Consider the following 20,872-nt stretch of genomic DNA (forward strand, 5'->3'; position numbering starts at 1 on the left):
TCGGAAGCGGCAAGTCAGAAGCGAGCGAGGTAAAAAGCGGGGTCGACGACGAACCCATCCTTGAAAACCTCGAAATGCAGATGCGGACCCGTGGAGCGGCCGGTCGATCCGACGTCGGCGATCCGCTGCCCCGGCTTCACGATCTGCCCGACCGCGACGTGGAGTTCGGACGCGTGCGCGTAGCGCGTCGCAAGCCCGCCCCCATGATCGATCTCGACGGTCTTGCCGTACTCCGCGCGGTAACCCGCGAACGTCACCCGACCCCCGGCACTCGCGGTGATCGGGGTACCGCTGGGCGCCGGATAGTCGACGCCGCTGTGGAACGCGGAGCGCTTCCGGAACGGGTCGATGCGATTACCGAACGTCGATGCGACGTCGACGTCCGCCACCGGCGCGCGCCCCGGGAAGAACATCTGCGCGAGTTTGTAGTCGGTCGCCGCCTTGTCGATGCGCGCGAACTTCAGGCCCAGCCGGCCGACATCGCGCTCGAGCTGCGACAGGCCATCGGACAACGGGTCCCGCAATTCGCTCTCGGCACCGTCCGGGGACGGCTCGGCCGACGCCGGCACTGTTGGCCGGGATCCGGGCCGCACGGCTTGCGGAGCACCGACCGGCGCGAGCAGCGGACCGCCGGCGGACATCGCGACCGGCGTCTTCGCGACCCGTCCCGCCTTGGTGGCGTCGGCGACGTCTTCCTCGGCGTGCGCCTCGGACTCCCTGATCGCGCCAATCCGCGCGGCGAGATTCGCCGCCTCGGCTTCGAGCTGCATCATCCGGCCCGACAGCTCGCCGAATCGATCGATGAGCAGGCGCCCTTCGGGGTGTTCCGGGTCGACCGACACGGTGCCGACCACGACGATCTCGCTGCCCTTCACGATCCGACTCGTGACGCCGTAGCCCAGCGCGAATCCGGCAGCGAGCGTCGTCAGCAGGACACCGAGCGCAACCCCGAGGAAGCTGCGTACGCTGAAGGTGCGCATTTTCGACTGCGTCAGCGTGCCGGCGGAAAGAATGACGAAAGCCATCCTTGTCCTCCATGTTCTTTGCGGATACACGGCGCAGGACGCCGTATCCGGGGGAATTGAAACAGGCTTCCGGCGAAGTCCTATCGGACAAATTCAAATCGCCGGAACAAAAAGCTGGCGGAGTCTAACACCAAAGCCCCGCGCTCATGCAACCTCGTTGCAACCCATTACGAGCCGTCCCGCCGGCTGACGAGCGTTTGTCCGACGGCCGGAACGCGTTCTATCATCGGCGACGATACATACGGTTCCGTACGTCGAAAACCGCACAAACCACCAAGGAGACACGTAATGCCCCGCCCCGCCCCGGCATCCGATCCGAACGCGGCCGCTCGCGCCGCCGCGCCCTATCCGCACCTCCTCGACCCCCTCGATCTCGGCTTCTGCAAGCTGAAGAACCGGGTGCTGATGGGCTCGATGCACACCGGGCTCGAGGAATCCGGCAACGGCTTCGCGAAACTCGCCGCGTTCTATGCGCGCCGCGCCCGTGGCGGAGTGGGATTGATCATCACCGGCGGGATCGCGCCGAACGCGGATGGCGCGATCTTCCCGGGCGCATCCGTGCTCTCCGGCGAGGAAGACCTCGCCCATCACCGTTTGATCACCGAAGCGGTGCACGCGGAGGACGGGAAGATCTGCATGCAGATCCTCCACACCGGCCGCTACGCGTACCACCGCGGCTCGGTCGCACCGTCAGCGCTGAAGGCCCCGATCTCGCCGGTGACGCCGCGTGAAATGACCGAGGACGACATCGAGCGGACGATCGAGGATTACGCGCGCTGCGCGGCGCTCGCGAAAAGCGCGGGCTACGACGGCGTCGAGGTCATGGGTTCCGAAGGCTACCTGATCAACGAATTCACCGTCCCGCACACGAACCATCGCAGCGACCGCTGGGGCGGCGACGTGGGGAACCGCCACCGCCTGCCGATCGAGATCGTCCGCCGCGTGCGCGAACGCGTCGGCGACGACTTCATCGTGATCTACCGCCTGTCGATGCTCGACCTCGTCGACGGCGGCGCGCCGTGGGAAGAAATCGTCGCCCTCGCGAAAGCGGTCGAAGCCGCGGGCGCGACGCTGATCAACACCGGCGTTGGCTGGCACGAAGCACGGATTCCGACGATCGCGGCGATGGTCCCTCGCGCGGCATTCGGCTGGGTCACGCGCCGGATGAAGGGCGAAGTCGGCATTCCGCTGATCACGTCTAACCGCATCAACACGCCCGAAGTCGCCGAGGAAGTGCTCGCGCGCGGGGACGCCGACATGGTGTCGATGGCCCGACCGTTCCTCGCGGATCCGGACTTTGTCGTCAAGGCCGCGGCGTCGCGGAGCGATGAAATCAATACCTGCATCGCGTGCAATCAGGCCTGCCTCGACCACATCTTCGAAGCCAAGCCCTGCACCTGTCTCGTCAATCCCGTCGCGTGCCGGGAAACGGAATTCGTCATCTCGCCGACGATCGCGAAGAAGCGCGTCGCGGTCGTCGGCGCCGGCCCGGCCGGCATGGCCGCCGCGGCAACCGCGGCCGAACGCGGACACGCGGTGACGCTCTTCGAGAGCGCGTCCGAAATCGGAGGCCAGTTCAACCTCGCGCGTCGCATTCCGGGGAAGGAGGAGTTCGCCGAGACGCTGCGTTACTTCCGCCATCGTCTCGACAACGCGGGCGTGGATGTCCGTCTGAACCAGCGAGTCCGCGCGGACGACCTGGTGAGCCCGTTCGACACCGTGCTGCTTGCGACCGGAATTTCCCCGCGCACGCCCGACGTCCCCGGCATCGACCATCCCAAGGTCGCGAGTTACATCGACGTGATCACCGGCAAGAAGGCGGTCGGCCGCAAGGTCGCCGTGATCGGTGCTGGCGGCATCGGCTTCGACGTCAGCGAATTTCTCACGCACGTCGAGCTCGCCGACGACCCGGTCGAGCACTACCGCCGCGAATGGGGGATCGACGCGACCTACGCGCGTCGCGGCGGACTATGCCCGCCCGCCGAGGAAGAACGCCCGCGGCAGCTGTGGCTGCTGCAGCGCAAGCCGACTAAGGTCGGCGAAGGGCTCGCGAAGACCACCGGCTGGATCCGTCGCACGCTGCTCGCGCGACGCGGCGTGAACATGCTGGCCGGGGTCCGGTACGAAAGAATCGACGACGCCGGCCTGCACCTGACCATCGGCGGCGAACCGCGACTGCTCGCGGTCGACACGGTCGTCATCTGCGCCGGGCAGGATCCGCTGCGCGATCTCGAGGGCCCGCTGCACGCCGCCGGCATGCCGGTCATCCGCATCGGCGGCGCCGACGTCGCCGCGGAGCTCGACGCGAAGCGCGCGATCGACCAGGGAACGCGCGTCGCAGCCGCACTCTGATCCGGCCGACCGTTGCCGCCCGGCCCGGGGGTATCCCCGGCCACGCAGCGATTACTGCTAGCCGAGTCGCCTCGGCGGCGAATCGACGGCGGGGTCGCGCTCGCGGCGGAGCCGGCCGCCGCGACACTTCGCGAAAGCCGTTCTCGCCCCACGCGAGCGGCACCACATGGAATTTGTCGGGCAGATCGAACGTGCCGACGCGGGTCTGCGTCAGCCTATCGATCGCCTTGTGCGGATATGCCGGAATGCGGCAAGCGACCGCTACTACCAATCGGGCAGGGAAACTCCGACCCTCGACGTTTTGCCGGCGTCCGGCCGGGCAAAACAGCGTCGCCGAAGCGTCAGAACGGCAAGCGGCGCTTCGGCGCAGGTGACGCCGGCTTCTTCGCGGTCGTCGCGACGACCTTGACCGCCTTGACCGGCTTGCGCGGCAGATTCATCTCGTGGCGCGCAAACCGGACCTTGCCTTCGAGCACGCATCCGCGCATGCCGGGCGAACAGACGGCGCCGCTCACGCGCTGGCAGACGTTATCGAGATCGTGCGGACAACTCCAAGAGCTCATGACTTCATTCCTCGACTTTCCAACGGGCTTTCGCCCCGTTCCGCCGCGCCGCCGTTCGGTGCGGCGCGGATCCTTCGACCAGCTTTACCGCGCATCCTGCTCGCGCGGAACTCCTGCACCCGACTAAAGCTGCATCTCGACGCTGTCGACGCTGATGACAAGCGCGCCACGGGCCCACGGAAAAGACGCTTTCGCGCGATCGGAAAACTCGCCTTCGGTCTGAATCTCGGCAGTGCCTCGCAGAATACAACCCTGCCCCGGTCCATGGCCGCCCTGAACCGATTTCGACGCGACCAGGACCTGAACGCGACCGTTCCGGCTCAGGTTTTCCTCGGTCTTGCGATAGTAGCCCGCGGGAAGCACGAGACGGTCGCCATCGATGCCGAGCCGGCGGAGGTATTCCCCCCAGTTTCCGACCACGTGCGGCCCCTCGCTCCCTTCGGTCACCAGCGCCAGGAATTCAGTCTTGTCCAGCAGTTCCCGCGTCACCGCGTCAATTGCACTCATCGCTTGTCCTCAATGGGGCGCCGAAAAATTGCGGATCATCTGCGCGACAGGAATTTCAGCGCCAGGTTGTTGGTGAACAGGGCCGCAATCACGAGCGACGCTCCGAGCAGCTCGGCCCCGACAAAATGCTGCCCCTGGTAGATCCCGATCGCAAAAGCCGTGATCGGCACAACGTTGATGAACAGCATTCCACTCAACGGATCGAGCGCGCGCATGCCGGCGTTCCATGCCAGCACCGCGACGATCGACGCGAAGACGACCAGATAGACCAGTTGCGGGCCGACCGGCGCGAGACTTTCCAGCGAGGGGGCTTCCGACAGCCCCGAGGCCGTCATCGCCAGCGTCACGAGGATGATCGCCACTTCGCCGGTCAGGCACGTGAGCGCCGTGTAGCGCAGCGGCGACCACCCCGGAAAACGGCTCGCCGCGAACGTGTAGATCACCCAGCTTACGGCGCCGATCACGATCAGCAGGTCGCCCCAGCCGCCGCCCGAGTCGAGATTGCCGAACTGACCCCGCGTGACAACGAGAAAGACACCGAGGAACGCCGCGCCGATGCAGACGAGCGTGATCCGTGGCGGGCGGTGCCCTTGCCACAGCCAGCGCACGAGCGCGCCGATCATCGGCTGCATCGCCATGATGATCGCGCCGTGCGCGGCCTGCGTGTGCGAGAGGCCGACGAACGCGAACAGGCTGAAACCGGCGAAGCCGATGGCGCCGAACACGCATGCGGCAGCGAACCGGCCCTCGAAACGCAAGGCACCGCGCCCTTCGACGAGCAACAGCACGACGAGGAACGCTGCCACCGTGACACCGTAGCGCAGCAGGTTCAGATAGTACGCATCGACCACGAACAGCGCGTCCTTCGCGACCGGGAACATCCCGCCCCACAGGATCGTCGCCGTCAACAGGAGTCCCGCACCCTTCAACACGGGGTTAAGCTGCGCCACGTTGTTATTGTCCAAATAGAATTGCTTGTCGAATATCCGTCGTTCCGGATTCGGCGTATTTGATTTTCCTCAAGGCAAAGCGAACGGACCGCATTTCACCCGTCTCGACGCCCGTGCACGCACCAAAAAAAAAACGGCGACCGAAGTCGCCGTTGGTGCACAAGCAGTCGCTCGTCAGCGCGTGGCGTGCGCGGCCAGTTTCAGCCATGTGTCGACGACGGTATCCGGATTCAGCGAGATCGTCTGAATGCCCTCGTCCATTAGCCACTCGGCAAAGTCCGCGTGGTCCGACGGGCCTTGTCCGCAGATACCGACATATTTGCCGAGCCGGTTCGCCGACTGGATCGCCATCGACAACAGCTGCTTGACCGCCGGGTCGCGCTCGTCGAACGCATGGGCGACGAGGCCGGAGTCGCGGTCGAGGCCCAGCGTGAGCTGCGTGAGGTCGTTCGAGCCGATCGAGAAGCCGTCGAAATGCTCGAGGAACTGGTCGGCGAGCAACGCGTTCGACGGAATCTCGCACATCATGATCAGCTTGAGATCGTTCGTGCCGCGCTTGAGGCCGTGCTCGCCGAGCAGGTCGACGACGCCCTTGGCCTCTTCGACGTTGCGCACGAACGGCACCATGATCTGCACGTTCGTCAGGCCGAGCTCGTTGCGGACCTTCTTCATCGCGATGCATTCGAGCTCGAAGCAGTCGCGGAAGCTATGCGCGATGTAGCGCGAGGCGCCGCGGAAGCCGAGCATCGGGTTCTCTTCCTCGGGCTCGTAGATCTCGCCGCCGAGGAGCTTGCGGTACTCGTTCGACTTGAAGTCGGACATCCGCACGATGACGGGCTTCGGATAGAACGCCGCGGCGATCGTCGCGACGCCCTCGACGAGCTTCTCGATGAAGAACTGCTTCGGCGTCGTGTAGCCGCGCGAGCGGCGCAGGATCTCGTCGCGCAGGCTCGCAGGCACCTGCCCGAGCTCGAGGATCGCCTTCGGGTGGATGCCGATCATGTTGTTGATCACGAACTCGAGGCGCGCGAGGCCGACGCCGCCATTCGGAATCTGCGCGAACTCGAACGCGAGCTCCGGATTGCCGACGTTCATCATGATCTTGACCGGAATCTCCGGCAGATTGCCCATGTCGGTCGAGACGACCTCGAACTCGAGGCGGCCGCGATAGACGTAGCCCGTGTCGCCTTCGGCGCAGGACACGGTCACCGAATCGCCCTCTTCGAGCACTTCGGTCGCGTTGCCGCAGCCGACGATCGCCGGAATGCCGAGCTCGCGCGCGATGATCGCCGCGTGGCAGGTACGCCCGCCGCGGTTCGTGACGATCGCCGACGCGCGCTTCATCACCGGCTCCCAGTTCGGGTCGGTCATGTCGGTAACGAGGATGTCGCCGGCCTGCACGCGGCTCATCTCGGAAGCATCCTTGACGATGCGCACGGTGCCGGCACCGATCTTCTGGCCGATCGCGCGGCCGTGCGTCAGCGACTTGCCGTACTGCTTGAGGCGGTACTTCTCCATCACGAGACCGTTCGACTGGCTCTTCACCGTCTCCGGGCGCGCCTGCAGGATGTACAGCTTGCCGTCCTCGCCGTCCTTGCCCCACTCGATGTCCATCGGGCGGCCATAATGCTTTTCGATGACGACTGCGTAACGCGCGAGCTCGAGCACGTCTTCGTTCGTCAGCGAGAACTTCACGCGCTCGGCGTCGGGCACGTCGACCGTGCGCACCGACTTGCCGGCCTCCTTCTTGTCGGCGAACACCATCTTGATCAGCTTCGACCCGAGATTGCGGCGGATCACCGCCGGCTTGCCCTGCGCAAGCGTCGGCTTGTGGACGTAGAACTCATCCGGATTCACCGCGCCCTGCACCACGGTCTCGCCGAGTCCGTAGGAGGCAGTGATGAACACGACGTCCTTGAAGCCGGACTCGGTGTCGATCGTGAACATCACGCCGGAGGCGCCGGTGTCCGAGCGGACCATGCGCTGCACGCCGGCCGACAGCGCGACTTCGGCGTGCGTGAAGCCCTTGTGCACCCGGTACGCGATCGCGCGGTCGTTGTAGAGCGACGCGAACACTTCCTTCATCGCGTGCAGGATGTTCTCGTAGCCGTGGATGTTCAGGAAGGTTTCCTGCTGCCCGGCGAACGACGCATCGGGCAGATCCTCGGCCGTCGCCGACGAGCGCACCGCGAAACTGCCCTCGCCTTCGGCGGTCAGCGCATTGTAGGCGGCGTGGATCTCTTCTTCGAGCTTCGCGGGAAAGGGCGTGTCGATGACCCACTGGCGGATGCGTGCGCCGGTCTTCGCCAGCGTGTCCACGTCATCCACGTCGAGCGCGTCGAGGGCCGCACGGATCCGCTCCGCCAATCCCTGGTGGGCCAGAAACTCGCGGAACGCCTCCGCAGTGGTCGCAAAACCACCGGGAACCCGTACGCTCGCGGGCAACTGGCTGATCATCTCGCCGAGCGAGGCGTTCTTGCCACCGACCTGCTCCACGTCAGTCATGCGCAGCTCGGTGAAGGGAATGACGTACCGAATCATGAATGGCCTTCCGATTTTGTTGGGGAGAAAGCAAAATGCGATTTTAACGAGAAATGCTGCTCTGCCGCACGGCACGTTTTCCCCAATACGACTTTTTTGGCCGTCACCATGAGCGAAACTCCGATTCGCACCGTCTTTTTCATCTCCGACGGGACCGCCATCACCGCCGAAACGCTCGGCCACAGCCTGCTCGCGCAGTTCCCGGGCGGCCGCTACCGCCAGGTGCGCATCCCGTTCGTCGACGATCTCGACAAGGCGATCGAGTGCGCGCGCCAGATCCGCGAGGCCGCGGCGAACGACGGTGTGCGCCCGATCGTCTTCAGCACACTCGTCAATCCGGATCCGCAGAGCAACCTGCGGGGCGTCGACGCGCTGTTCGTCGACCTGTTCGAACATTTCATCCTCCCGCTCGAAGCCGAGCTCGGCGAGCGCTCCACCCACATGGTCGGCCGTTTCCACGGCATCGCCGAAAGCAGCGATTACAAGGCGCGCATCGAAGCGATCAATTTCGCGATGTCGCACGACGACGGCGTGTCGCTGGACGGCGAACTCGCCGACGCGGACGTCATCCTGGTGGGCGTCTCCCGCTCGGGCAAGACGCCGACGAGCCTGTACCTCGCGATGCAGTTCGGCGTGAAGGCGGCGAACTATCCTTTGATCCCGGAAGATTTCGAGCGCAACAAGCTCCCGGGCGAATTGCATCGACACCGTAACAAGCTTTTCGGCCTGACGATTGCCCCCGAACGGCTGTCCCAAATCCGCCAGGAGCGCCGGGCGAACAGCCATTACGCGTCGATCGAAAACTGCCGCTTCGAGATCGAGGCGGCGCAGAAGCTGATGCGGCGCGAGAACATCCAGTGGCTCGATTCCACCACGAAGTCGATCGAGGAAATATCGGCTACCATCCTCCAGGCCGTGCGGCTTAACCGCCCGGGCTATTGAATCCGCATCCGTCTGCGGCATCTCACCAGGAATCCCGATGAAGAGAACCCGCCAAAAGCGCCGCGGTGGCCTCGGCCGCGAGGCCGAACAGTTGATCTGGCTCGCGACCGGCCTCGCCGAGTCCGGCAGCCGTGCCGAAGATCGTTACTGGGACCAGCACATCAGCACCGCGATCGACCGCGTCCTCGAAGACGGCGATGAAGACACCCTGAACGCCGCACTCGACCATCTCTACAGCGCCGAACCGCGCGGCTACGACGAACTCGCCGATTTCATCGAATCCCGCGCCGAGAGCGCACCGCGCGTCTCGTCCGAACACGACGTGCTGCTGATCGCCGCGCCGGTGCTCGCATGGTCGCGTTACCGCATTCCGACGACGACGATTTCGCCGGCAGTGCTCGCGAACCTGCGCGTGCATCTGCAGGCGCACGTCCTCGCGGACGGTGTCAAGCTCGCGCTCGCCGATTTCCTCTTCAGCCCGGACCAGTTGCCGCAGGGTTACTGCGCGACGGCGGGTTTCGCCACCGACCTCGGGCGGGCCGCAATTGCCGGGCGCGACCAGCGCATCCCGGCAAGCGATCTGCCCGAAACCGCGCAGTTCCTGTCCGACACCCGCTACCTGCTGGCCGCGATCGTCGCGCCGAAAGGCGAGCCGCTGTTCCGCTGGCAGCAGGCGGACGGCTCGCGCGACCAGGCGCTGACGCAGTGGCGCAAACAGGGCGGCGCGTGCCTCGCGCCGCTGCTGCCGGGCTGCGCAATGGAAGTCGTGCTGCCGGAAGCCTACTTTGCCGCGAGCCGCCAGGCCGACAAGGACAGCCGGCCCTACTCGATCCGCGCGTCGGTCGCGTTCCTCGGCGCGGAGCTCGAAACCCCTGCCGCGAATCTGCGCGCGGTCATCGCCCCGTTTCACGAGCGCGAACTCGAGGAATACCGGGTCGGGCTTACGCTGCGCGAGAAGGACGAAGTCGTACACGGCGTCGTCTGGCCGCTGCTCGGCGCCGAGGACGAGACGTCCGACAGTCCGGCCGAAATCGAGGCGGTGCTGCGCGACTGCGGCGTCACCGACATCGTGAACCTCGAGCACCGTTTTCCGCTCGAATACTGCGACGACTGCGGCGCCCCGCTCTATCCCTCCCCCGAGGGCGAGGTCGTGCACGCCGAAATGCCCGAAGGCGAGCACGGCGAGCCGGCGCCCCGGCACCTGCACTGACGCAGGCCGCCACGGTCGAAGCGAGGAGCCGCCGATGAACCGCAAGATCGAGAAATCCGACGCCGACTGGCGCGCGCAACTGACACCCACCCAGTACCAAGTGACGCGCGAAAAAGGCACCGAACGCGCCTTCACCGGCGAGTACTGGGACCACTGGGAAAAAGGCGAATACCGCTGCGTCGCGTGCGGCGCCGAGCTGTTCGCTTCGGAGGACAAATTCGACGCGGGCTGCGGCTGGCCGAGCTTCTCGGCCACGGCCGCGCCGGAAAACGTCGAAACCACCGAGGACAACAGTCACTTCATGCATCGCACCGAGGTGCTGTGCCACCAATGCGGCGCGCATCTCGGGCACGTCTTCGAGGACGGTCCGCAGCCGACCGGCCTGCGCTACTGCATCAACTCGGCGTCGATCCGCTTCGACCCGCAAAGCTCCGGCAAGTAGAGACGAAGGGCGCGTTCGCCGGCGCCAATGCGTTGACGCGCCTCAGTTCCCGTCGCGGGCGCCCGTCGCGAGCGAAGTCAGGATCGACGACGAAAAGTCGCGGCGATACAGCACGACCACGACGACCGTCGTGACCACGATGAACAGCCACGGCTGGATGAACCAGGCGACCGCCGCGATGCCGAAGTAGTACGCACGAATGCCCCGGTTGAATTCGTCGCCGGCAAGCGAATTCGCGGTCGCGAGCCGCTTGACGATCGCCTCGTCGCTCTGGCCCGGACGGACCCACGGACTCGCTCCGATCAGGATCGACAGCAGGTTGAACTGCCGCAGCGACCACGTGAACTTGAAATACGCGACGACGAACACCGTCAGCAGCACGAGGAGCTTCACTTCCGACAAGGCCCGCGACGACTCGCGCGCGAAGGGCAGATCGGCCGCGAAGCGGATCACCTGATCGAGCGCCCCCAGCACCGCCAGCAGGCCCGCGATGATGTAGATCGTCGTGCTGGCGTAGAACGAGACGCTCTGCATCAGGTTGCCGACGAGCGCCGCGTCGGTCATCCGCAACTCGCGCTGCACGAGTTGCCGCGCCCATTCGAGTCGATAGAGATGACTGACCCCCATCAGACCCTCCCGCGCCCAGCGGCTGTGCTCTGAGAACCAGCCGTATCCCGCCCACGCGAGCAAAAACCAGCAGAGCGCGAACCAGTCCGACGCCGAAACCGTAGCCATCAAGGCTTCCATGGCCCGCTCCACATCAGCGCTCGTCGAGGAAGTCCCGCACGACCGCGATCTGCGCGTCATCCATCAGCACCGGTGCATGACCGACACCGGGAATTTCGACGGTGCGAGCCCGCGGCCCGGTCGTCGCCATCATCTCGACCGTCTTCGTCTCGAGGAGATCGGACTCCGCCCCGCGGATCACCAGCGTCGGACAGCGGATCGCCTTGTACGCGTCCCAGAGATCGACATCGGTGACGATCGGCGTGGTGCGGAAAATGTCGCCGATACCGGGGTCGTAGACCATCGCGAAGCCGCCCTCGACGGGCCGCACGGAATACTGCGTCAGATGTCGCCACTGCGCGTCGCTCAGCGCTCCGAACGGCGCGCTCGCCTCGCGGATCCACGCTTCCGCGGCCTCCATCGTCGGGAATTTCGGCGCCCGGCCGACGTACTCCCCGATCCGCTGCAGTGAAACCGCGGTGATGAGCGGGCCGACGTCGTTGAGCACCAGCCGCGAAACCGGTGTGTGCGGCAGCGCAGCGAGCAGCATACCGATGATGCCGCCCATCGACGTGCCGACCCAATGCACCGTGTCGGCATCAAGGCGCGCGAGCAGCGTGACCATGTCGGAGACGTACAGCGGGAAGCTGTAATCGGTCTTCACGCCGAGCCAGTCGCTGCGCCCGCGACCGACGACGTCGGGACAGACGACGCGATAGTCATCGGCCAGCGCCCGCGCGAGAAAGTCGAAATCCCGTCCATTGCGCGTCAGGCCGTGGGCGCAGACGAGCACTTTGCGATTAGCCGCATGCCCCCATTCCGTGTACGCCATGCGGTGCAGTCCGTGCGGCCCGACGCACTGGACCGACTTCTCGCGCAGTCCCTGAGGCGGCCGGGGCGCCGGCGGCGCAGGAAACAGGCGGCGGAGGGTGTCGAGCAGGCTCATGGCACTCCGATAGCGAACGGGGGAGCCCGAGTGTAGCAGCGCGAATGCCGACGGTCTGCCCCGCGCGCCGTCGCAATCGGACCGAATGAAGCCCCGCGGCGGCGGCTCCGCGCACCGTGACACCGCGACCGAACGCCGCCGCGCCGCACAACGCTGGAGTTCAGCGCCCGTGCCAGTAACGCGCGTCGAGCATGCGCTGCGCGCTCGTGCGCACGCCGTCAGCCGTAACCTCGATTCGCACCGCTCCCTGGCTGTCGGTGCGCCAGTTGTGCGCCCCCGACGCGGCCCATCGTGCCCACACCGCCGGGTGCGGATGTCGAAACGGATTCAGATAGCCGATCGAAAAGACCGCGACTTCCGCGCCGACCGCGTCGCCGAACGCTGGGCTCGAGGACGAGCGGCTGCCGTGATGCGGGACGACGATGACGTCGCTCGCAAGCTTCGGCCCCGCGCGCGCGACGAGACTGCGCTCGGCAGCCCGCTCGATGTCACCCGCAAGTAGCGCGGCACCCGCCGCCCCAGCGATCCTCAGTACGCACGACGCGTCATTGTCAGGGCCGGACGGGTGTTCCTGCGCCGGATGGAGCACTTCGAAGTCCACCCCGTCCCAGCGCCATCGTTCCCCGGCGCGACAGGGCAGCGCGGCCGCACTCTGCGACCGCACCCGCTGGGCGGGCAGATTCGAGACCAGCGCGAGCACCGGCACACCATCGAACAGCGCATCCATGCCGCCGGTGTGATCGAGGTCGTCGTGCGAGACGACGAGCCGGTCGATCCGCCCGACACCGCTGGCGGCGAGATAAGGGATGATCACGCGGGTACCCGCGTCGGCGCCCGGTCCGTACGCCGGTCCCGCGTCATACACGAGATCATGCTCGGCGGTCTGCAGGTGCACCGCGAGACCGTGTCCGACGTCCAGCACCGTCATCCGGAACTCGCCTTCGGCAGGTCGCGGCGGCGACCAGGTCAGCATCGGCACCACCGCCAGCGCACCGGCGTAACGCGCGGGCGTTCCACGCGGCAACATCAGCCAGGCGACTCCGATCACGCCGGCAGCGGCGAGCAGCGCGGGCGGCGCGGCGTGTTGCCACATCGCGAACGGCAACGCGGCGAGACATTCGAGCGCGCGCATCATCCCCCCGGTGAGCCAGTGCGCGAGCTCGAGGATCCACGCATGAGGCAGCACGATCGCGAGTAGCGCGAGCGGCGTGACGACGAAGCTGACGAGTGGAATCGCGAACGCATTCGCGACCGGCGACACCAGCGAGAACGCGTTGAACAGCACCAGCAAGGCTGGAATCGTCGCAACGGTGATGCCGAGCTGCGTGATGGCCGCCGCGCGCCAGCCCGAAGCCCGCTGCAGTCGGCCCGAGAGCAGGTAGAGGATTACCGCGACCGCGCCGAACGACAACCAGAACCCGGCCGACAGTACCGCCCAGGGATCGACGACCAGCACGCACAGCAACGCGACCGCGATCACCCGACTGCCGGCAGTCTCGCGCCCGAGCACCATTGCCACTACGACCACCGTCAGCATCACCAGCGAGCGCTGCGTCGGAATCCCGAGGCCCGCGAGCAGCGCGTAGCCTGCCGCAACCACGAGCCCCACGATCGCAGCCGCCTTCCGCGCGGGGCATCGCAACGCCAACGGGGGCACGCGTCGCCAGCCCCAGCCGACGAGGCCGCCGACCATCAAGCCGGCAAGCGAGACGTGAAGCCCCGAGATGCTGACCAGGTGCGCGATACCCGTCTTGCGAAACACCGTCCACTGCGCCTGCGGAATTCCGTTCTGATCCCCGATCGCGAGCGCAACGAGGACGCCGGCGTACTCCGCATCCGAGAGGGTCGCGAGAAATCGCTCGCGGATCGATTCCCGCAGGCGATGGACGAAAACCATCGGGCCGTGCACGAGCGGATCGAGAAGGACGTTGTCCCGCTTCCCGCGCACGGATCCGGTCGCGCGTACGCCGCGCTCGAGCAGCCAGGCCTCGTAATCGAATCCGTCCGGATTCGCGAAGCCATGCGGCCGCTTCAGGCGCACCGCGAGTTTCCATCGCTCGCCGGGACGGACTTCCGGCGGCTCGCCGCCGTCGTCCGCCTGCTCGCCCCGGCGTCCGCGCGCGCCGTACCACGACAGGAGGATCCGCTCCGGAACCGGCTCCGCCGACGATTCGACCTGCATCACGAACCGCACGCCCCCGTCCAGGCGCTGCGGCAGTTCGTCGACGACACCGGTGACGACGACGTCGCGCCCTTCGAGCTGCATCGGCAGCTCGTCCGACAACCGGAGATGCGCCCGCACGGCCGCCCAAAAGGTGCCGACGACGAACGCGAGCAGGCAGATCACGGCCATCCGCCGGCCGGTGCGAACCCTGCGCAGCGCAACGACGCCGACCACGGCTGAAATCACCGATGCGAACAGCATCCAGCCGAAACTCGGCAGGACAGGCAGCCGCTGGCACAGCCACACGCCGAGCGCGAAGGCGATAATTGACGTTCGCATAAACCGGATGATGCCTGCCGACAAGGAACCGCGACAAGGGCGCGCGCGAATTTGGGTTTGCCGAGGCCGGCCCCGTAGAATCGCACCTCTGCCGGGAGCACCATGCGCAAGATCCTCAAGCGATTTCTACCCAATCACGACACGATCTACGCGAACCGCTGGTTCCGGCCGTTCGCGGGCACGCTGCTGCACCCACGGCTATGGCACCTCAACCGCCACTCGGCGGCCGGCGGCTTTGCGGTCGGGCTCTTCTGCGGACTGATCCCCGGACCGCTGCAGATGCTCGGCGCGGCGATCTGCTGCCTGATCTTCCGCGTCAATCTTCCGCTCGCGCTCGTCACGACGCTGTATTCGAATCCGCTGACAATCGTCCCGCTGTACTTCGTCGCCTACAAGATGGGCGGCTGGACGATGGGGCTCGAAGGAATGCATTTCGCCCCGCCGCCGGAACTCGGCGACCTGGGCCTCCACGAATGGATCCACCTCGTCGTGGATTGGATGGCCGGCCTCGGCAAACCGCTCGCGCTCGGCCTGATCCTGCTCGCCGCAAGCCTGTCGATGATCGGTTATATCGGAGTCAAGGCGGCGTGGCGGATCTGGTTGATCCGCACCTGGAACGGGCGCCGCAACCGCCGCAACAGCGGCGGCTGAGAACGGCGCTGCTCAGGCGAGCCGGCCGTCCTCGAGACGCAGCGTTCGCCGGGCGCGGCGCGCAAGCGTTTCATCGTGCGTCACGATGATGAAGCTCGTCGCCAAACGCTCGTTGAGACTCAGCATCAGATCGAACACGTCCTCGGCGGTGCGGCGATCAAGATTGCCGGTCGGCTCGTCGGCGAGCACGCACGCGGGCTGCGTCACCAGCGCCCGCGCGATCGCCGCGCGCTGACGTTCGCCGCCGGAAAGCTCCCCAGGCGTGTGATCCAGCCGGTGCCCGAGTCCGACTTCCTGAAGCATCGCGACTGCCCGCTCATCCGCCGCTCCCCGGTCCATCCGCCGGATATACAACGGCATCGCGACGTTTTCGACAGCGGAAAATTCGGGCAGCAGATGATGAAACTGGTACACGAAGCCGAGCGCCTCGTTGCGCCCCCGGCCGCGCTCGGCGTCCGACATTCTGGAAAAATCGCGTCCCATCAGCCGCACCGATCCGGCGGACGGCACATCGAGTCCGCCGAGCAGATGCAGCAACGTACTCTTGCCCGACCCGGAGGCACCGACGATCGCGAGGCGGTCACCGCGGGGAATTTCGAGCGTCACTCCGTCGAGCACCCGCACCGCATCCACGCCTTCGCGGAAAGTCTTCGACAGCCCATCGCAGGACAATACGTTTTCGATCATCGGCTCACTCATAACGCAGCGCCTCCGCGGGGTTCACGCGAGACGCGCGCCAACTCGGATACAGCGTCGCGACGAGGGTCAGCACGAACGAAACCGACACGATCGTGACGACGTCGGCGGGCAGCACTTTCGACGGCAACTCGCTGATGTAATAGACCTCCTTGTTCCACAAGGTCGCCCCGGTGATCCCTTCGAGGGCCGGGATCACGATATCGAGGTTGTTCGCGAGCAGCAGACCTCCGGCGACCCCCGCCGCGAGTCCGACGAGCCCGATGATCGCGCCCTGCAGCACGAAGATCGCCATTATCGACCGCGGGCTCGCGCCGAGGGTGCGCAGGATCGCGATGTCCGCATATTTCTCCTGCACCGCCATCACCAGCGTCGACACGATGTTGAACGCGGCGACCGCAACGATCAGAAACAGGATCACGGTCATCATCGTTTTCTCGAGCGCGACCGCGCGGAAGAAATTCGCGTGGCTGCGGGTCCAGTCGGTGACCACCACGTTTTCGTCGATGTAACCGGGAAGTTCGCGTGCGACACGCGGCGCCGCGAAGAGATCGTCGAGCTTCAGCCGCACGCCGCTGACGCGCTCGCCCATGCGATAGAGCGCCTGCGCATCCTGAAGATGAATCAGCGCGAGTCCCGAGTCGTACTCGAACATCCCCGCCTCGAAGATGCCGACGACCTCGAACTGCTTGACCCGCGGAAGCACCGCCGCCGGCGTCACGAGTCCCTGCGGCGCGATCAGCGTGACCTTGTCGCCGAGTTGCACCTGCAGCGCGAACGCGAGGTCGCGTCCGAGGATGATCCCGAAGCGCCCCGGCTGCAGCGCGTCGAGGCTGCCCGAGCGCATGTGCCGGGCGAAGTCGGCAACGCGGTCCTCGGCGGCCGGCAGCACGCCGCGCACGAGTGTGCCGCGCACGGCCTGGTCGAACGACAGCATCCCTTGCTCCTGGACATACGGCGCCGCGGCAAGAACGTCGGGATGATGCGCCGCCTGGTCGGCAACCTGCTGCCAGGCGTCGAGTTCGCCGTCGAAACCCGAGATCTGCACATGGGATGCGACGCCGAGAATCCGCGTGCGCAACTCCTCCTGGAAGCCGTTCATCACGGACAACACGACGATCAGCGCGGCGACGCCGAGGCCGGTGCCGAGCATCGACACCAGCGAAATGAAGGAAATGAAGCGATTGCGCCCCTGCGCACGCTTGCGCGAGCGGGTGTAGCGCAGACCGACCAGGAATTCGTATCGCATCGGGAGGGCGGCGGCGAAAAGGCGCCATTCTGCCGGAAGCCGACCGGTGAAGCGACCGCGCGCCCCGTCGACTTGCGAAAAATAACTGTGACGGGCCGTGCCGTTCACCGGCCTCGGCTGGCGCCACAGCGAGTGGAGAAAGTCGATTGCCGCGGCACGTCGAAACATGTCATCGACATTTTATACCCTTCTAAATATGCACCTGGTATTCTTTGATACCCCGCTTCGGGGCCCTTTATTGGAGACCGACTCATGAATTCTTCCCGCCGCACGCTGCTCAAGGCCGCCGGCCTGACCCTTGCCATGATTCCCGTCGTGGCCGTCGCCGCCAGGAACGACGGAATGCGGGCCTCGATGAAGTACCGGGACACGCCCGAAGGCGACAATCGCTGTGCGAACTGCAACCTGTTCGTGCCGGGCAAGACGGGGGACGCTCCGGGAGGCTGCACGATTTTCCCGGGTGACACCGAGGTGTCGCCGAACGGCTATTGCGTGGCCTGGGCGAAGAAGCTCTAACGAACGGCAGGCGTCATCGATTCGATGACGAAAGCGGCAACGCCGCTCGTGCCGAGCCTCGACAAGCGCTCACGCGAGCGGTGCGTCGCCAAGCCCGGCTCGAAACGCATCCGGTTGCCCGCCTGATCGGGCAACGGCATTCGGGCGTGGCTTCCGCCCGGATGCCGGACCGGCCGCAGGTACCTCGCCCGACGGGCCTCGCGCGAGGTTTGCCGGTACCCGCTGTGCTAGACTCGCCACGCTCTTCGCCCGGTAGCCCCATGCAGATTCATCTCGTCATTCCCGGCCTGCTCTGGCCCGGCGCTTCGCTGACAAACCCCGCTGAAGGTCTGGAACTTCCCGCACTGGCGCGGCTGCTCGGCCTCGGACAGCGACGGGTCCGCGACTTCGAACCGCTCGAACGGCAGCTCGCCCGGATACTCGGCCTCGCACCGGGCGCCGACGAGGAGGCTCCGCTTCCGCTGGCCGCGCTCCGGCGCCTCGGCGAAAGTTCGGGTGCGGTTGAAGAAGGCAGCGTGGACGGCGGATGGCTGTGCGCCGACCCGGTCAATCTTTCGTTTGCGCGCGAACACCTGCTGCTGCACGATTTCCCTGCCGACGAACTGTCCGGCGCCGAAGTCGACGCGCTGATCGAAACGCTCAACGACGTCTTCCAGGATCTCGGCCGCTTCGAGGCCTGCACGTCGACCCGCTGGTATCTGCGCCTCGCAAAACCGACTTCGGTCAAGCTGTTCCCGCTGCACGACGTCATCGGCCGTCCGATTCGTCACTACCTTCCGGAAGGCGACGACGCGCGCCTGTGGCGGCGCACGATGAACGAAGCCCAGGTGCTGCTGCACAACCACCCGATCAACCAGGCGCGGGAAGCGGCCGGCCGCCGCCCGCTCAACAGTCTGTGGTTCTGGGGCGCAGGCGCGCTGAATCGGCGCGCGATCGCGGCGCCGCCGGTGGTGCAATCGCTCGAACCGCTCGCACGCGGGCTCGCACGGGCCGGCGCAGTCGAACCGATGCCGCCCGACGTCGCTTCCGCGCTGCAGCAGGATACCATCGTCGTGCTCGACACCCTGCTCCCCGCTGCACGCCAACTCGACCTCGACGCATGGCGTGCGAACCTTGCGAGCATCGAACACGACTGGTTCGCGCCTCTCGCCACGGCGCTTCGCGCCGGACGCCTGCAGAGCTTGACCCTCACTGCTCCCGGCGACCGCAACACCCTCGAACTCCAAGCCCATTCCGGCGACCGCTGGAAGTTCTGGCGCAAGCCTCACGCGTTCGAAGCACTCCTCGCGTCCCTCGCCACAGCCGTCGCGCCCGCTTCCGACAGCACCGCACTCCGCCCTGAACGATGACCCGCATCCAAGCCCGCAGCGCTCCGCCCCGCTCCGTCCAGCGCCTGATCGAGGACGGCACACACCCTCTCCTCGCCCGTATCTATGCGGCGCGCGGCGTCACGCGACGTGCCGAACTCGACTACGCACTCAAGGCCCTGCTCCCGCCCGCAGCACTGCGCGGCACCCACGAGGCGGCCCAGCTCCTCGCCGACGCGATCGAAGCCGGCGCCCGGATGGTGATTGTCGCCGACTACGACTGTGACGGCGCGACGGCATGCGCAGTTGGCGTGCGAGCCCTGCGCGCCTTCGGTGCCGACGTCGGCTATCTCGTGCCGAATCGCTTCGAATATGGCTACGGCCTGACGCCGGCGATCGTCGAGCTTGCCGCGCGCATGGAGCCGGACGTGCTGATCACCGTCGACAATGGCATCGCCAGTGTCGAAGGCGTGGCCGCCGCGCGCAGCTACGGCATGGCGACGCTGATCACCGATCATCACCTGCCGGGCGACGCGCTGCCTGACGCCGACGTCATCGTCAATCCGAACCAGCCTGGTTGCGACTTCCCGAGTAAATCGCTGGCCGGAGTCGGCGTGATGTTCTACACGATGCTCGCGCTGCGGGCCGAGCTGCGCGAGCGCGGCGCATTCGCCGGGCGCCAGGAACCGAACCTCGCCGAACTGCTCGACCTCGTCGCACTCGGCACCGTCGCCGACGTCGTCAAGCTCGACCACAACAATCGCATCCTCGTCGCCCAGGGGCTCGCGCGGATGCGGGCTGGGCGGACGAATGCCGGGATTCGTGCGCTGTTCGCCGCAGCCGGACGCGAGCCCGAGCGCGCCAGCACGTTCGACCTCGGCTTCGCGCTCGGCCCGCGTCTGAATGCCGCGGGCCGACTGTCGGACATGAGCCTCGGCATCGAGTGCCTGATCACCGACGACATGGGCCGCGCATTGAACATTGCGCAAGAACTCGACAAGTTGAACCGCGAGCGACGCAGCATCGAACAGGGCATGCAGGAAGACGCGCTGATGCGCCTGGCCGGTTTCGACCCCGGACAAACCGCGTCCGTCAGCCTCTTCGAACCCGAGTGGCATCAGGGCGTCATCGGCATCGTCGCGGGGCGCATCAAGGAAAAGCTGCATCGGCCCGTCGTTGCATTCGCCCGCGGTGCAGACGGAGAGCTTAAGGGATCGGGACGCTCGATTCCGAGCCTGCACCTGCGCGACGCGCTCGATCTTGTCTCGAAGCAGCACCCGGACCTGATCTTGCGTTTCGGCGGCCACGCGATGGCCGCCGGGCTCACGATCCGCGAGACCGAGTACGCCCGCTTCCAGTCGGTGTTCGAGGAAACCGTGCAATCGCTCGTCAACCCCGCCGATCTCACGCGTACCCTCGAAACCGACGGCGAGCTCGAAACCGGATACATGACCCTCGACTCGGCACGGCTGATCGAACAGGACATCTGGGGCCAGGGCTTCGCGGCCCCGGTGTTCGACGACCAGTTCCGCGTCGAAAACCAGCGACTGCTGAAGGACAAGCACCTCAAGCTGCAACTCGCGAAGAACGGCGCGCGCTTCGATGCGATCCGCTTCAATTGCACAGAGGGCGCAGGCGCGAACATCCGCGCCGCCTATCGGCTTGCGCCCAACGAATACAACGGGGTGACGAGCCTGCAATTGATGCTCGAGCATTTCGAACCCGTCTGAGTCCCGGCGTAAAAAA

18 protein-coding genes are annotated in these 20,872 nt (G+C 66.3%); 8 read left to right on the forward strand and 10 right to left on the reverse strand.

Going from position 1 to position 20,872, the window contains the following annotated elements:
* Positions 1–14: 14 nt before the first annotated feature.
* Positions 15–1,025 (reverse strand): M23 family metallopeptidase, encoded by a 1,011-nt coding sequence (locus ROZ37_RS15255; RefSeq protein ID WP_312660533.1) that lies wholly within the window; start codon positions 1,023–1,025, stop codon positions 15–17.
* 288 nt (positions 1,026–1,313) lie between these two features.
* Here ROZ37_RS15255 and ROZ37_RS15260 point away from each other — a divergent pair, with 288 nt between their 5' ends.
* The gene (locus ROZ37_RS15260; RefSeq protein WP_312660535.1) at positions 1,314–3,377 is read left to right on the forward strand and encodes an NADPH-dependent 2,4-dienoyl-CoA reductase; all 2,064 of its coding nucleotides are present in this window, start codon (positions 1,314–1,316) and stop codon (positions 3,375–3,377) included.
* Between the two features lie 341 nt (positions 3,378–3,718).
* Here the strand turns inward: ROZ37_RS15260 and ROZ37_RS15265 are convergent, their stop codons facing one another.
* From ROZ37_RS15265 to ppsA, 4 genes are all read right to left on the reverse strand, one after another.
* The gene (locus ROZ37_RS15265) at positions 3,719–3,940 is read right to left on the reverse strand and encodes a hypothetical protein (protein ID WP_312660536.1); all 222 of its coding nucleotides are present in this window, start codon (positions 3,938–3,940) and stop codon (positions 3,719–3,721) included.
* A gap of 123 nt (positions 3,941–4,063) precedes the next feature.
* Positions 4,064–4,447, reverse strand: coding sequence for a pyridoxamine 5'-phosphate oxidase family protein (locus ROZ37_RS15270; RefSeq protein ID WP_312660537.1), 384 nt, complete (start codon positions 4,445–4,447; stop codon positions 4,064–4,066).
* Positions 4,448–4,482: 35 nt separating this feature from the next.
* Positions 4,483–5,397 (reverse strand): DMT family transporter, encoded by a 915-nt coding sequence (locus ROZ37_RS15275; protein WP_312660539.1) that lies wholly within the window; start codon positions 5,395–5,397, stop codon positions 4,483–4,485.
* A gap of 174 nt (positions 5,398–5,571) precedes the next feature.
* Positions 5,572–7,938 (reverse strand): phosphoenolpyruvate synthase, encoded by a 2,367-nt coding sequence (ppsA, locus tag ROZ37_RS15280; protein WP_312660540.1) that lies wholly within the window; start codon positions 7,936–7,938, stop codon positions 5,572–5,574.
* A 108-nt stretch (positions 7,939–8,046) separates the two neighbouring features.
* Here ppsA and ROZ37_RS15285 point away from each other — a divergent pair, with 108 nt between their 5' ends.
* Genes ROZ37_RS15285 through msrB form a run of 3 tightly spaced genes read left to right on the forward strand, consistent with a single transcriptional unit; the run spans position 8,047 to position 10,532 of the window.
* A complete protein-coding gene (locus tag ROZ37_RS15285; RefSeq protein WP_312660541.1) occupies positions 8,047–8,880 on the forward strand; it encodes a pyruvate, water dikinase regulatory protein in 834 nt (277 codons plus the stop codon).
* A 37-nt stretch (positions 8,881–8,917) separates the two neighbouring features.
* Positions 8,918–10,090 (forward strand): DUF2863 family protein, encoded by a 1,173-nt coding sequence (locus ROZ37_RS15290; RefSeq protein WP_312660543.1) that lies wholly within the window; start codon positions 8,918–8,920, stop codon positions 10,088–10,090.
* Positions 10,091–10,124: 34 nt separating this feature from the next.
* Entirely contained in the window at positions 10,125–10,532 is a 408-nt protein-coding gene (gene msrB, locus ROZ37_RS15295; RefSeq protein ID WP_312660545.1) for a peptide-methionine (R)-S-oxide reductase MsrB, read from the forward strand.
* A 42-nt stretch (positions 10,533–10,574) separates the two neighbouring features.
* On the opposite strand, the gene ROZ37_RS15300 is transcribed toward msrB, so the two are convergent.
* The 3 genes from ROZ37_RS15300 to ROZ37_RS15310 all read right to left on the reverse strand — a co-directional run bounded on the left by ROZ37_RS15300 (position 10,575) and on the right by ROZ37_RS15310 (position 14,707).
* Positions 10,575–11,267 (reverse strand): DUF599 domain-containing protein, encoded by a 693-nt coding sequence (locus ROZ37_RS15300; RefSeq protein ID WP_312660547.1) that lies wholly within the window; start codon positions 11,265–11,267, stop codon positions 10,575–10,577.
* A 25-nt stretch (positions 11,268–11,292) separates the two neighbouring features.
* On the reverse strand, positions 11,293–12,204 hold the full coding sequence (locus ROZ37_RS15305; RefSeq protein ID WP_312660548.1) for an alpha/beta hydrolase: 912 nt from the start codon (positions 12,202–12,204) through the stop codon (positions 11,293–11,295).
* Between the two features lie 160 nt (positions 12,205–12,364).
* Positions 12,365–14,707: a DNA internalization-related competence protein ComEC/Rec2 gene (locus tag ROZ37_RS15310; protein WP_312660550.1), complete on the reverse strand. Its 2,343-nt coding sequence runs from the start codon at positions 14,705–14,707 to the stop codon at positions 12,365–12,367.
* A 102-nt stretch (positions 14,708–14,809) separates the two neighbouring features.
* Between ROZ37_RS15310 and ROZ37_RS15315 the strand changes: the two genes are divergently transcribed.
* Positions 14,810–15,358, forward strand: a complete 549-nt coding sequence (locus tag ROZ37_RS15315; protein ID WP_312660553.1) for a DUF2062 domain-containing protein — start codon at positions 14,810–14,812, stop codon at positions 15,356–15,358.
* 12 nt (positions 15,359–15,370) lie between these two features.
* On the opposite strand, the gene lolD is transcribed toward ROZ37_RS15315, so the two are convergent.
* Together lolD and ROZ37_RS15325 are read right to left on the reverse strand one after the other, a co-directional pair.
* Positions 15,371–16,057, reverse strand: a complete 687-nt coding sequence (lolD, locus tag ROZ37_RS15320; protein WP_312660556.1) for a lipoprotein-releasing ABC transporter ATP-binding protein LolD — start codon at positions 16,055–16,057, stop codon at positions 15,371–15,373.
* Positions 16,050–17,303, reverse strand: a complete 1,254-nt coding sequence (locus ROZ37_RS15325; RefSeq protein ID WP_312660559.1) for a lipoprotein-releasing ABC transporter permease subunit — start codon at positions 17,301–17,303, stop codon at positions 16,050–16,052. The genes lolD and ROZ37_RS15325 overlap by 8 nt, the downstream gene beginning before the upstream one ends.
* A 252-nt stretch (positions 17,304–17,555) precedes the next feature.
* Between ROZ37_RS15325 and ROZ37_RS15330 the strand changes: the two genes are divergently transcribed.
* The 3 genes from ROZ37_RS15330 (at position 17,556) to recJ (ending at position 20,856) form a co-directional block, all read left to right on the forward strand.
* Entirely contained in the window at positions 17,556–17,819 is a 264-nt protein-coding gene (locus ROZ37_RS15330) for a high-potential iron-sulfur protein (protein ID WP_312660561.1), read from the forward strand.
* 260 nt (positions 17,820–18,079) lie between these two features.
* The gene (locus tag ROZ37_RS15335) at positions 18,080–19,168 is read left to right on the forward strand and encodes a hypothetical protein (protein ID WP_312660564.1); all 1,089 of its coding nucleotides are present in this window, start codon (positions 18,080–18,082) and stop codon (positions 19,166–19,168) included.
* The gene (recJ, locus tag ROZ37_RS15340) at positions 19,165–20,856 is read left to right on the forward strand and encodes a single-stranded-DNA-specific exonuclease RecJ (protein ID WP_312660566.1); all 1,692 of its coding nucleotides are present in this window, start codon (positions 19,165–19,167) and stop codon (positions 20,854–20,856) included. The genes ROZ37_RS15335 and recJ overlap by 4 nt, the downstream gene beginning before the upstream one ends.
* Positions 20,857–20,872 lie beyond the last annotated feature (16 nt).

Source organism: Aromatoleum sp. (genome assembly GCF_032027225.1).
In the GTDB taxonomy this organism is placed as follows: Bacteria; Pseudomonadota; Gammaproteobacteria; order Burkholderiales; family Rhodocyclaceae; genus Aromatoleum.